Source organism: Pseudomonas sp. DWRC2-2 (genome assembly GCF_049897885.1).
In the GTDB taxonomy this organism is placed as follows: domain Bacteria; phylum Pseudomonadota; class Gammaproteobacteria; order Pseudomonadales; family Pseudomonadaceae; genus Aquipseudomonas; species Aquipseudomonas azotoformans_A.
Genome location: NZ_JAFCXD010000002.1, coordinates 174337 through 186490 on the forward strand (window position 1 = coordinate 174337; position 12154 = coordinate 186490).

Sequence of the window (12154 nt, forward strand, 5' to 3'; positions counted from 1 at the left end):
CCTTGTAGGCAACGGAGTCACGCATCGCAGTTCATTGCTGTAGGACGCAACGGTTGCGAGTGTGGTCTGTTTCCTACGGTCTAGGCGGATGCAATAACGGCGACGTTAGGAAACGTCGCCGCCAATGATCCTTACTTGCCGCTGACGCTCACGCCGTAGAAGGAATTCAAGCCAAAGGGGCTGATCTTGAAGTCCTGCACGGTGGAACGCATGGGTTGATACACCGTCGAGTGCGCGATAGGTGTCATCGGGACAGCATCTTTGAGGATATGTTGCGCCTGCTTATACAGCTCGGTGCGTTTGGCGACGTCCGACGTAGCCTTGGCTTCTTTTACGATGCCGTCGAATTTCTTGTCGCACCATTTGGAGAAGTTGTTGCCTTGCAGCGAGTCGCAGCCGAACAGCACGTTCAGCCAGTTGTCCGGGTCACCATTGTCACCGCTCCAGCCAATGATCATGGCCTGGTTCTCGCCACCTTTGGAGCGCTTGATGTACTCGCCCCACTCGTAGCTGGTGATCTTCACGTTGAGACCGATCTTCTTCCAGTCGTTCTGCAGCATTTCTGCCATCAGCTTGGCGTTCGGATTGTACGGACGCTGAACCGGCATGGCCCACAGAACGATTTCAGTCCCTTCCTTGACGCCCGCTTCCTTGAGCAGTGACTTGGCTTTCTCAGGGTCGTACTTGGCGTCCTTGATGGTGGTGTCATACGACCATTGGGTCGGAGGCATGGCGTTGACGGCCAGTTGGCCGGCGCCCTGGTACACGGAGTCGATGATCTGCTGCTTGTTCACCGACATGTCCAGCGCCTGGCGTACGCGCAGGTCGGCCAGCGGGTTGGGCTGGTCGCTGCCCTTGACCTTGTCCATGACGTTGTAGGCGATGTAGCCCAGGTTGAAACCGGCTTGGTGCGGCAGTTTCAGGTCCTTGTCATCGCCCAGCGCCTTGAGGTCGGCCGGACGTGGGAACAGGGTGATCTGGCATTCGTTTTTCTTGAGCTTCTGGATACGCACCGACGGGTCGGTAGTGATGGCGAAGATCAGGTTGTCGATCTTCACGTCTTCAGGTTTCCAGTAGTCCTTGTTGCCGGTGTAACGGATGTTGGAGTCTTTCTGATAGCTCTTGAACACAAACGGGCCAGTGCCGACCGGCTTCTGGTTGATGTCCGCGGCCTTGCCTTCTTTCAACAGTTGGGCGGCGTATTCAGCCGACTGGATCGAAGCGAAGCTCATTGCCAGGTTCTGGATGAAAGCGGCGTCCACGGTGCCAAGGGTGAACTTGACGGTATGGTCATCGACTTTCTCGATGTTCTTGATATTGGTGTCCATCCCCATGTCCGTGAAGTACGGGAACTCGGTGGGGTAGGCCTTACGGAACGGATCGTCCTTGTTGATCATGCGGTTGAACGTGAACAGCACGTCATCGGCATTGAAGGTACGGGTCGGTTTGAAGTACGAGGTGGTGTGGAACTTGACGCCATCACGCAGGTGGAAGGTGTAGGTCAAGCCATCCGAAGACACGTCCCAGCTGGTGGCCAGCCCAGGAATCACAGCGGTGCCGCCGCGCTCGAACTGGGTCAGGCGGTTGAACATGGTTTCGGCCGAGGCATCGAAGTCTGTTCCGGTGGTGTACTGGCCTGGATCAAAACCGGCCGGGCTCCCTTCGGAGCAGAACACCAGGTTAGTCGCCGCTTGGGCGAAAGGAGCTGCGGCCATAAGGCCAGCGCTAACAATTAACGGAATGACTGCGTGTTTAAGCATGTTGGCCTCATGATTTGTTGTCATTTTTGGTGGTGAGGGCGACCTCGTGAGTCGGCCTGCGGATACTTATGCAGGCGCCATACCCATTGCAAGATGCTGAACCGTTACGAAGGTAAAACAGTGGTACGAACGTACAGGAATGTCGCAATTATGAAAGTTTGTACATATTTGCGTCTATTTCGAGGGTTTTTTCGGTGCAGGTGGCGCACCAAAAATGACCAACCGAGGCGTCTAGCGCACTCGGTTGGGGCGTCGTTGTTACTTCTCTAGACTCACGCCGTAGAACGGCGTCAAGCCGAAGGGGCTGATCTTGAAGTCCTTGACTTCCTTACGCAGCGGTTGGAAAACCGTCGAGTTCGCAATAGGCGTTATAGGTACTTGTTCCTTAAGGATTTTTTGTGCCTGTTGATACCACTTGATGCGTTGCTCGCGGTCGTTGCTGACCTTGGCTTGCTGGACGAGTTTGTCGTAGGCCGGGTTACACCATTTGGCGTAGTTGCTGCCCTTGACCGCAGCACAACTGTAGAGCACACCCAGCCAGTTATCCGGGTCGCCATTGTCACCGGTCCAGCCATAAATCATGGCGTCATGCTCGCCATTCTTGGCGCGTTTGATGTATTCGCCCCATTCATAACTGACGATATTGGCCTTGATGCCGATTTTTTCCCAATCTTGCTGAATCATCTGTGCGGACATACGCGCGTTGGGGTTGGAGGCGCGTTGTACGGTCATGGCCCACAGGTTGATGGTGGTACCGGGTGCAACCCCTGCTTCTTTTAGTAGCGCCTTGGCCTTCACAGGATCGTGAGGCGCGTCCTTGATGCCGGGGTCATAAGACCACTGCGCAGGCGGCAGTGCGTTCTGCGCCAATTGTCCGGCGCTCTGGTACACGGCCTTGATGATCGCCGGCTTGTCGATCGCCATGTCCAGCGCCTGGCGCACCTTGAGCTGGTCCAGCGGCGGGTGGGTGACGTTGTAGGCCAGGAAACCCAGGTTGAAACCGGCTTGTTGCAGCACGCGCAGGTTCGGGTCCTGTTTCATCACCTCGATATCCGCAGGGCGCGGGTAACCGCTGACCTGGCATTCACCGGCCTTGAGCTTTTGCAGGCGCGACGCCGCATCTGGCGTGATGGCGAACACCAGGTTGTCGAGCTTCACATCCTCGGGTTTCCAATACTGTTGGTTGGCCACGTAGCGGATCTGCGAATCCTTCTGGTAGCGCTTGAATACAAACGGCCCGGTGCCTACCGGTTTCTGGTTGATCTCTTCGGCCTTGCCTTGCTTGAGCAGTTGCGCGGCGTATTCGGCCGATTGCACCGAGGCGAAGCTCATGGCCAGGTTCTGCACGAACGACGCATCGACGTTGTTCAGGTTGAAGCGCACGGTGTACTCGTCGAGTTTGTCGACGCTCTTGATCGTGGTGTTCAAGCCCATGTCGGTGAAGTAGGGCGATTCGGAAGGATAAGCCTGGCGAAACGGGCTTTGCGCATCCAGCAGGCGGTTGAAGGTGAACAGCACATCATCCGCGTTGAAGTCGCGGGTAGGGGTGAAGAAATCGGTGGTGTGGAACTTGACGCCATCGCGCAGGTGGAAGGTATACGTCAGGCCGTCCTTGGACACGTCCCAGCTCGTCGCCAGGCCAGGCTCGACTTCGGTGCCGCCGCGCTTGAACTGGGTCAGGCGGTTGAACACGGTTTCGGCAGACGCATCAAAATCGGTGCCGCTGGTGTACTGGCTGGGGTCGAAACCGGCGGGGCTGGCTTCGGAGCAGTAGACCAGGGTACTGGCCGCCTGGGCCAGTGGCATAAACGCCAGCAGGCCGGCAGCGAGGAGGAGCGGTTTTAAGGCAATTCTTTCCATGGAGACCCCTGAAGTGGCAGGCATATATAAGCTGCCCAAACGAAAACGGCGCTACCGAGGGTAACGCCGTTCAGGTTTATCAGGTAGGGGTCACGGCATCTGCACTTCAATCACGCCATCGGCGCTCATGTTGACCTGGCTGGTGCCGGCTTCCACTTCAGGCGTGGGTGCCGAATCGGCCATGGCCGCTTTCATCATCATGCCGCCACGGGCATACGGCATCGGGTAGCCGTTGGTGTTGAAGTTCAGGTTGACGATCTTGTAGCCCTTGCCACCCAGCGCATCGGTGGCCAGTTGCGCGCGTGCCTTAAATGCGGCGACTGCATCTTTGAGCAAGGCATCTTCGCTGGACTTGCGCGTGGCGTCGGCGATGGAGAACTCCATGTTGTCCATCTTCAGGGTGCTCTGCAGTTCGCCGGTGAGCTTGGACAATGCTGGGAAGTCCGCGCTTTCCAGGCGCAGTTCGGCGCGCTCACGCCAGCCGGTGATCTTCTGGTTCTTGCTGTCGTAGATCGGGTAGCTGTTGCGACTGCCCTGGCGCAGGGTCACTGCTTTGACTTCGCGCGCCTGGTCCAAGGCCTTGTTCATGGTGGTGGTGATTTCGGCGGCGAGCTTGGCGGGGTCGCTGTTCTGGGATTCGGTGTAGAGGGTCACGATCATCTTGTCGCGGGCCACTTCCTGGCTGACCTCGGCGCGCAGGGAAATCTGATTGTAGTTCAGTGCGTCAGCGGCCAGTGCTGGCAGGCTGACCAGGGTGCCGACGCTGAGGGTGAGGGCGGCTGCACTGCGAGTGAAACGAGACATGGAAGCTCCTTGAGATAGTCGTGTTGGGTATGACTGTAGACGGTGGCATCGGGTTCTTCGGGTTTACACATTAGCTACAAGTCATGAGGGCGCCGACGAACGGTCATCGGCCCAGCCTGCGGCAAAGAGCCACACACGCCGTGCCAGTCGACCTGCTTCGTTTATACTCCTGCCGATCCGCCTGCAGCGCTCACCGGGAGAGCACATGCTCGCCGCCGTAAAACTGACTTCCGCCACACGCCAGAACCTCTGGCGCCTGACGTTCATCCGTACCCTGGTACTGGCCGCACAGGCCGGCTCCGTCGGGCTTGCCTATTGGTTCGACCTGCTGCCGCTGCCGTGGCTGCAGCTGGGCGTGACCCTCGGTTTCTCCACCGTGCTCTGTGTGTTTACCGCGATCCGGTTGCGCACCACGTGGCCTGTGACCGAGTTGGAATACGCTCTGCAACTGGCCTGCGACCTGTTTATCCACAGTGTGTTGCTGTATTTCTCCGGCGGTTCCACCAATCCGTTTGTTTCGTATTACCTGGTGCCACTGACCATCGCTGCCGTGACATTGCCGTGGCGCTATTCGGTGGTGCTGTCGGGTATTGCCTTGACGCTCTACACCTTGCTGCTGGCGCGGTTCTACCCGTTGCAAACCTTCCCGATCGCCCGGGAAAACCTGCAGATCTACGGAATGTGGCTGAGTTTCGCGCTGTCCGCTGCGGTGATCACCTTCTTCGCTGCGCGCATGGCCGAAGAGCTGCGTCGCCAGGAAGAACTGCGCGCCATTCGCCGTGAAGAGGGCCTGCGCGACCAGCAACTCTTGGCCGTCGCCACCCAGGCTGCCGGCGCCGCCCATGAGCTGGGCACACCCTTGGCGACCATGAGCGTGCTGCTCAACGAAATGACCCAGGACCATCACGACCCGGCGCTGCAAGAAGACCTCGGCGTACTGCGCGAACAGGTCAAGCAGTGCAAGCAGACCCTGCAGCAACTGGTGCGCGCCGCCGAAGCCAATCGCCGCCTGGCGGTGGAAATGCAGGACGTGACCCAGTGGCTCGACGAAGCCCTGAACCGCTGGCACCTGATGCGCCCCGAAGCCAGTTACCGTTTCCATCTGCTGGGCCAGGGCAGCGTGCCGCGCATGGCGCCGCCACCGGACCTTACCCAGGCGCTGCTCAACCTGCTGAACAACGCCGCCGACGCTTGTCCCGAGGGGTTGGGCGTACAGTTGGATTGGGACGCCGAAGACGTGACCATCAGCATTCGTGACCACGGCGCGGGTGTGCCGCTGGCCATTGCCGAGCAGATCGGCAAACCCTTCTTTACCACCAAGGGCAAAGGCTTCGGCCTCGGCCTGTTTTTGAGCAAGGCCAGCGTGACCCGCGCGGGCGGCTCAGTGAAGCTCTATAGTCATGAGGAAGGTGGCACGCTCACCGAGCTGCGCCTGCCCCGTGTCGCACGAGGAGATATCGATGAGTGACGAGATCCAAGTCGAAGGCGAAGAACTGCCGCACCTGTTGCTGGTAGATGACGACGCCACCTTTACCCGCGTGATGGCGCGCGCCATGAGCCGTCGCGGTTTCCGCGTCAGCACCGCAGGCTCGGCCGAGGAAGGCCTGACCATCGCCCAGGCCGACTTGCCGGACTACGCCGCGCTGGACCTGAAAATGGACGGCGACTCCGGCCTGGTGCTGCTGCCCAAGCTGCTGGAACTCGACCCGGAAATGCGCGTGGTGATCCTCACCGGATACTCCAGCATTGCCACGGCCGTCGAGGCGATCAAGCGCGGTGCCTGCAACTACCTGTGCAAACCGGCGGACGCCGACGACGTACTGGCCGCCTTGCTCTCCGAGCACGCCGACCTGGATACCCTGGTGCCGGAAAACCCGATGTCGGTGGACCGCCTGCAGTGGGAACACATCCAGCGCGTGCTGACCGAGCACGAAGGCAATATCTCCGCCACTGCCCGCGCCCTGGGCATGCACCGCCGTACCTTGCAGCGCAAGCTGCAAAAGCGCCCGGTACGCCGCTGAGCCTGATCTGAACAACAGCTGAACAATCTGCTTCAGGCCGCACGGAGCCCCGAACCGATCAACTATGATCGGTTCGAACGCCTGTCACATTTTATTACAGAGCCTGAACGATGAATCAGAACGCTGAGTATTCCGCGGTCAACGATGCGGTGCGTGGGCAATTCTTTCGCCGCACCTGGGCGATGATCACGCCCTATTGGCGCAGTGAAGAGAAGGGCAAGGCCTGGTTGTTGCTGGCGGTGGTGATCGGTTTGTCGCTGTTCAGCGTGGCGATTTCCGTGTGGCTCAACCATTGGTACAAAGACTTTTACAACGCCCTGGAGAACAAGGACACCGCCGCCTTCTGGCAACAGATCGGCTATTTCTGCGGCATCGCCACCGTGGCGATTCTCGGCGCGGTCTACCGCCTCTATTTGACCCAGATGCTGACGATTCGCTGGCGGGCGTGGCTGACCGAAAAGTACTTTGCGCGCTGGCTTGGCCACAAGAATTACTACCAGCTGGAGCAGGGTGGCTACACCGACAACCCGGACCAGCGGATTTCCGAAGACCTCAACAGCTTTACCTCGAACACCTTGAGCCTCGGCCTTGGCCTGCTGCGCAATGTGGTGAGCCTGGTGTCGTTCTCGATCATCCTGTGGGGCGTGTCGGGCAGCATCGAAGTGTTCGGTATCACTATCCCAGGCTACATGTTCTGGTGTGCCTTGGTTTACGCGGCTGTCGGCAGCTGGTTGACCCATCTGATCGGTCGCCGTCTGATCGGCTTGAGCAACCAGCAACAACGTTTCGAAGCGGACCTGCGTTTCTCCATGGTGCGGGTACGTGAGAACGCCGAGAGTATCGCCCTGTACAACGGTGAGCCCAACGAGAATCAGCGGCTGAGTGCGCGGTTCGGCAAAGTCTGGCACAACTACTGGGACATCATGAAGGTGTCCAAGCGCCTGACGTTTTTCACCGCAGGTTACGAACAGATAGCCACTGTCTTTGCATTTATCGTGGCCGCGCCGCGCTATTTCTCCGGCAAGATCGAGTTGGGTGAGTTGATGCAAATCAACTCGGCCTTTGGCAACGTGCAGGGCAATTTCAGCTGGTTTATCAGCGCGTACTCGGATCTGGCTGGCTGGCGCGCAACCAGTGACCGTCTACTGAGTTTTCAACAGGCCATGCGCGACAACGAGCAACGCCCAGCGGCCATCGATGTGAGCGCCGAGGGCGACCGGCTGGTGGTCCAAAACTTGGGTATGGATCTGGTCGATGGTCGCCATTTGCTGACCGACGCAGACATGGTCGTTGAACCGGGTCAGCGCGTTATGCTCAGCGGCCGTTCCGGCAGCGGCAAAAGTACCTTGCTGCGTGCGATGGGGCAGCTCTGGCCTGCGGGTCACGGCAGCATTCGGTTGCCGTCCGAACGTTATCTGTTCCTACCGCAAAAACCTTACCTGCCGATTGGCACGCTGAAGGCGGTATTGAGTTATCCACAGTACGACAGCGTCTACCCGGCAGAACGTTATGCACAGGTCCTGGAAACCTGCCGTCTGCCGCATCTGATTGGCCGGCTGGAGGAGGCCAATCACTGGCAACGCATGCTCTCGCCGGGCGAGCAGCAGCGCCTGGCTTTTGCCCGTGCCTTGTTGTTCGCGCCGCAATGGCTGTACATGGACGAAGCCACGTCGGCCATGGATGAAGAGGACGAGGCCACGCTGTATCAGGCGCTGATCGATGAGCTGCCGGGGCTGAGCATCGTCAGCGTCGGCCATCGCAGCAGCCTCAAGCGCTTCCATGGTCGGCATGTGCGCATCGAGGGTGGGATGTTGCAGGAACAGCCGGTGTAAACGCCAGCCAACAAAAAGCCCGGCTGATCATCGATCAACCGGGCTTTTTAGTGCTTGAAGATTAAGTTACTTCTTCAAACCGTAATGCTCATCCAGCATGCCTGGGGCGTTCGGCGTTTTTGGCGCGTAGTCCCGTGGTGGCTCCTGGTTTTCCCGTGGAGGGGTCAGGCGCTCCCGTGGGGTTTGCGGTGCATCGGAATGCAACGCGGCCAACAGGCGCTGGCGGGTGATGTCGTCGAGGGCCAGGCGGTTTGCGCCATCGGCGAGATGATCCTGTACTTCCTGGTAGCTCTGGGTGAGCTTCTTGACCAGGGTCGCGGTGCTGTTGAAGTGGGTAACAACCTCGTTCTGATAACTGTCAAAACGTTCCTGAATGTCATCCAACTGACGCTGCGTGCGGTTAGGCGCGGCATTCGGCAGCAAGCGAGCAACCAGGAAACCAATGGCGACACCGGCAACCAGGGCAAGAGTCGGCAACAACCAAACTAAGAGCGAGTGTTCCACGAGTCCTTCCTCTATAAACGGCTTTGCTTTACGTTAACGGCTCAAACCTGCGCTGTATACCGCGATTAAGCTCGCAATGATGCCAAGCACAGACTTTTAGCTAGACGAGTCGACCCATTGAGAGGTCACGGAGTTCATCTCTTGCTCATGCGTGAAACCCCCGTTTTGATCGATGGCCCGGTGGGCCAATTGGAAGCCCTGTACCTGGATCACCCCGAGCCACGTGGCCTGGCGCTGATCTGCCACCCCAACCCGGTGCAGGGTGGGACCATGCTCAATAAAGTCGTATCGACCCTGCAACGCACCGCCCGCGATGCCGGTTTGATTACCTTGCGTTTCAATTACCGTGGCGTTGGCGCGAGTGCCGGCACCCACGACATGAGCACCGGTGAAGTGGATGACGCCGAAGCGGCCGCCACCTGGCTGCGGGAAAAACACCCGGACTTGCCGATCACCTTGCTTGGCTTTTCGTTCGGTGGCTATGTGGCTGCCAGCCTCGGCGGACGCCTGGAAGCCAAGGGTGAAAAACTGTCACATTTGTTCATGGTTGCCGCAGCGGTGATGCGTCTGCGCGATACCGATGCGCTGCCACAGGGTTGCCCATTGACTCTGATCCAGCCGGAAACCGACGAAGTGGTCGACCCACAGACCGTCTACGACTGGTCTGCCGCCCTGAATCGCCCCCATGAGCTGCTGAAAGTGGCAGAATGCGGACACTTTTTTCACGGCAAGCTCACCGATCTGAAGGATCTGGTGCTGCCGCGACTCTCGAATTGATAGCAGTCTGATAAGCGATTACCCATGACGACTCGTACCCGTATCCTCACCGGCATCACCACCACCGGCACGCCGCACCTGGGCAACTACGCCGGTGCGATCCGCCCGGCGATCCTCGCAAGCCAGGACGCCAATGCCGATTCCTTCTACTTCCTGGCCGACTACCACGCCCTGATCAAATGCGATGACCCGCAGCGCATCCAGCGCTCGCGCATGGAAATCGCCGCGACCTGGCTGGCCGGTGGCCTGGATGTGAACCGGGTGACCTTCTACCGCCAGTCCGACATCCCGGAAATCCCCGAACTGACCTGGCTGCTCACCTGCGTGGCCGCCAAGGGCCTGCTCAACCGTGCCCATGCGTACAAGGCCTCGGTGGACAAGAACGTGGAAGCCGGCGAAGACCCGGATGCGGGTATCAGCATGGGCCTCTACAGCTACCCGGTGCTGATGGCGGCGGACATCCTGATGTTCAACGCGCACAAGGTGCCGGTCGGTCGCGACCAGATCCAGCACGTGGAAATGGCCCGTGATATCGGCCAGCGCTTCAACCACCTGTTCGGCAACGGTAAAGAATTCTTCACCATGCCCGAGGCGCTGATCGAAGAAAGCGTCGCCACCTTGCCGGGCCTGGATGGCCGCAAGATGTCGAAAAGCTACGACAACACCATCCCATTGTTCACCAGCGCCAAGGACATGAAGGGCGCGATCTCGCGGATTGTCACCGACTCCCGCGCGCCGGGCGAAGCCAAGGACCCGGACAACTCGCACTTGTTTACCCTGTACCAGGCATTTGCCAGCAAGGCCCAGGAGGAAGAGTTCCGCGCCGACCTGTTGCAAGGGCTGGGCTGGGGCGAGGCGAAGAACCGTCTGTTCCAACTGCTGGATGGCCAACTGGGTGAAGCCCGCGAACGCTATCACCAGTTGATGTCGCGCCCTTCGGACATGGAAGACTTGCTGCTGATCGGCGCCAAGAAAGCCCGCGCCGTGGCTGCACCGTTCCTGGCTGAGCTGCGTGAAGCCGTGGGCCTGCGTTCGTTCGTCAACCAGGCTGCGGCGCCGGTCGCCGCCAAGAAGAAAGCCGCCAAAGCCGCGCGCTTCGTGAGCTTTCGCGAGGACGACGGCAGCTTCCGCTTCCGCCTGTTGGCGGCCGATGGCGAGCAACTGCTGTTGTCGCGCAATTTTGCCGACGGCAAGGCAGCGGGCGCGGTGACCAAGCAACTGCAAAGCGGCGACGCGCTGGACTTACGCACCGAAGCCCTGGGCTTCAGCGTATGGCTGGACGGTGCCGTGGTGGCCGACAGTGCCGAGTTCGCCGACGAAGCGTCGCGCGACGCGGCCATCGAAGCCTTGCGCGTTGCGTTGACGCCCATCGAGGATTAACCCGACCAAGGGTTGATTGCCATTATCCGGGGCCGTCGTTACAGTGACGGCCCGTTTTTGTTGCCTTGCTAACGAAATTATGACGCCCCTAGAACGATATCAAGCTGATCTGAAACGCCCTGAATTCTTCCATGACGCAGCCCAGGAAAATGCGGTGCGTCATTTGCAGCGCCTTTACGACGACCTGCTCGCGGCCTCGCAAAGCAAGCCGGGGATGTTCAGCAAGCTGTTTGGCAAGAAAGACCACACGCCGGTCAAAGGCCTGTACTTCTGGGGCGGCGTGGGGCGGGGCAAGACTTACCTGGTCGACACCTTCTTCGAAGCGCTGCCGTTCAAGGAAAAGGTGCGCACGCACTTCCACCGCTTCATGAAGCGCGTGCACGAAGAGATGAAGACCCTGCCGGGCGAGAAAAACCCGCTGACCATCATCGCCAAGCGTTTCTCCGAAGAAGCGCGGGTGATCTGCTTCGATGAGTTCTTTGTCTCCGACATCACCGACGCCATGATCCTCGGCACCCTGATGGAAGAACTGTTCAAGAACGGCGTGACCCTGGTGGCCACCTCGAACATCGTGCCCGACGGCTTGTACAAGGACGGCCTGCAACGTGCGCGCTTCCTCCCGGCCATTGCGCTGATCAAGCAGAACACCGAAATCGTCAACGTCGACAGCGGCGTCGACTACCGCCTGCGTCACCTGGAGCAAGCGGAGCTGTTCCACTTCCCGCTGAACGAAGCGGCCCACGAAAGCCTGAAAAAGAGCTTCCGCGCCCTCACGCCGGAATGCACCCAGGCGGTGGAAAACGACAAGCTGATGATCGAGAACCGCGAAATCATCGCGCTGCGTACCTGCGATGATGTGGCCTGGTTCGAATTCCGCCAGCTGTGCGACGGCCCGCGTAGCCAGAACGACTACATCGAGCTGGGCAAGATCTTCCACGCCGTGATCCTCAGCGGTGTGGAGCAGATGAGCGTCACCACCGACGACATCGCGCGCCGTTTCATCAACATGGTCGACGAGTTCTACGACCGTAACGTGAAGCTGATCATCTCGGCTGAGGTTGAGTTGAAGGACCTGTACACCGGCGGGCGCTTGAACTTCGAATTCCAGCGTACCCTGAGTCGCCTGTTGGAGATGCAGTCCCACGAGTTCCTGTCACGCGGGCACAAACCCTAAGCAAATCTCCAGAAAAATGGAGATCAAAATGTGGGAGCAGGC

Annotated in this window: 10 protein-coding genes; 6 read left to right on the forward strand and 4 right to left on the reverse strand. The window is 59.4% G+C overall.

All coding sequences use genetic code 11. The features are described from left to right. Positions 1-131: 131 nt before the first annotated feature. From ACP7EW_RS09285 to ACP7EW_RS09295, 3 genes are all read right to left on the reverse strand, one after another. Positions 132-1760 (reverse strand): ABC transporter substrate-binding protein, encoded by a 1629-nt coding sequence (locus tag ACP7EW_RS09285; protein WP_426216628.1) that lies wholly within the window; start codon positions 1758-1760, stop codon positions 132-134. Positions 1761-2018: 258 nt separating this feature from the next. Continuing rightward, positions 2019-3620: an ABC transporter substrate-binding protein gene (locus tag ACP7EW_RS09290; RefSeq protein WP_426216630.1), complete on the reverse strand. Its 1602-nt coding sequence runs from the start codon at positions 3618-3620 to the stop codon at positions 2019-2021. Between the two features lie 90 nt (positions 3621-3710). After that, positions 3711-4424 (reverse strand): SIMPL domain-containing protein, encoded by a 714-nt coding sequence (locus tag ACP7EW_RS09295; RefSeq protein WP_426216632.1) that lies wholly within the window; start codon positions 4422-4424, stop codon positions 3711-3713. Positions 4425-4629: 205 nt separating this feature from the next. On the opposite strand from ACP7EW_RS09295, the gene ACP7EW_RS09300 reads away from it, so the two are divergent. The 3 genes from ACP7EW_RS09300 (at position 4630) to ACP7EW_RS09310 (ending at position 8277) form a co-directional block, all read left to right on the forward strand. Next, positions 4630-5892 (forward strand): ATP-binding protein, encoded by a 1263-nt coding sequence (locus ACP7EW_RS09300; RefSeq protein WP_016976240.1) that lies wholly within the window; start codon positions 4630-4632, stop codon positions 5890-5892. After that, positions 5885-6445, forward strand: a complete 561-nt coding sequence (locus tag ACP7EW_RS09305; RefSeq protein ID WP_003171731.1) for a response regulator transcription factor — start codon at positions 5885-5887, stop codon at positions 6443-6445. Before ACP7EW_RS09300 ends, ACP7EW_RS09305 begins: the two co-directional genes overlap by 8 nt. A 110-nt stretch (positions 6446-6555) precedes the next feature. After that, on the forward strand, positions 6556-8277 hold the full coding sequence (locus ACP7EW_RS09310) for an ABC transporter ATP-binding protein/permease (protein WP_426216633.1): 1722 nt from the start codon (positions 6556-6558) through the stop codon (positions 8275-8277). A 66-nt stretch (positions 8278-8343) separates the two neighbouring features. Here ACP7EW_RS09310 and ACP7EW_RS09315 read toward each other — a convergent pair whose 3' ends face one another. After that, positions 8344-8781: a YhcB family protein gene (locus tag ACP7EW_RS09315; RefSeq protein WP_003171734.1), complete on the reverse strand. Its 438-nt coding sequence runs from the start codon at positions 8779-8781 to the stop codon at positions 8344-8346. A gap of 147 nt (positions 8782-8928) precedes the next feature. Here ACP7EW_RS09315 and ACP7EW_RS09320 point away from each other — a divergent pair, with 147 nt between their 5' ends. From ACP7EW_RS09320 to zapE, 3 genes are all read left to right on the forward strand, one after another. Then, complete coding sequence (locus ACP7EW_RS09320; protein WP_038850899.1) at positions 8929-9558, forward strand: alpha/beta hydrolase; 630 nt, start codon at positions 8929-8931, stop codon at positions 9556-9558. 24 nt (positions 9559-9582) lie between these two features. Continuing rightward, on the forward strand, positions 9583-10938 hold the full coding sequence (locus ACP7EW_RS09325; RefSeq protein ID WP_426216636.1) for a tryptophan--tRNA ligase: 1356 nt from the start codon (positions 9583-9585) through the stop codon (positions 10936-10938). 79 nt (positions 10939-11017) lie between these two features. Beyond that, positions 11018-12112, forward strand: coding sequence for a cell division protein ZapE (gene zapE / locus ACP7EW_RS09330; protein ID WP_016976236.1), 1095 nt, complete (start codon positions 11018-11020; stop codon positions 12110-12112). Positions 12113-12154: the final 42 nt, after the last annotated feature.

What these genes read in the sequence shown, in the direction of transcription:
- zapE (WP_016976236.1), top strand. Translation starts at nt 11,018, where the DNA reads ATGACGCCCCTAGAACGATATCAAGCTGATCTGAAACGCCCTGAATTC.
- ACP7EW_RS09310 (WP_426216633.1), top strand. Translation starts at nt 6,556, where the DNA reads ATGAATCAGAACGCTGAGTATTCCGCGGTCAACGATGCGGTGCGTGGG.
- ACP7EW_RS09300 (WP_016976240.1), top strand. Translation starts at nt 4,630, where the DNA reads ATGCTCGCCGCCGTAAAACTGACTTCCGCCACACGCCAGAACCTCTGG.
- ACP7EW_RS09325 (WP_426216636.1), top strand. Translation starts at nt 9,583, where the DNA reads ATGACGACTCGTACCCGTATCCTCACCGGCATCACCACCACCGGCACG.
- ACP7EW_RS09285 (WP_426216628.1), bottom strand. Translation starts at nt 1,760, where the DNA reads ATGCTTAAACACGCAGTCATTCCGTTAATTGTTAGCGCTGGCCTTATG.
- ACP7EW_RS09295 (WP_426216632.1), bottom strand. Translation starts at nt 4,424, where the DNA reads ATGTCTCGTTTCACTCGCAGTGCAGCCGCCCTCACCCTCAGCGTCGGC.
- ACP7EW_RS09290 (WP_426216630.1), bottom strand. Translation starts at nt 3,620, where the DNA reads ATGGAAAGAATTGCCTTAAAACCGCTCCTCCTCGCTGCCGGCCTGCTG.
- ACP7EW_RS09320 (WP_038850899.1), top strand. Translation starts at nt 8,929, where the DNA reads ATGCGTGAAACCCCCGTTTTGATCGATGGCCCGGTGGGCCAATTGGAA.
- ACP7EW_RS09305 (WP_003171731.1), top strand. Translation starts at nt 5,885, where the DNA reads ATGAGTGACGAGATCCAAGTCGAAGGCGAAGAACTGCCGCACCTGTTG.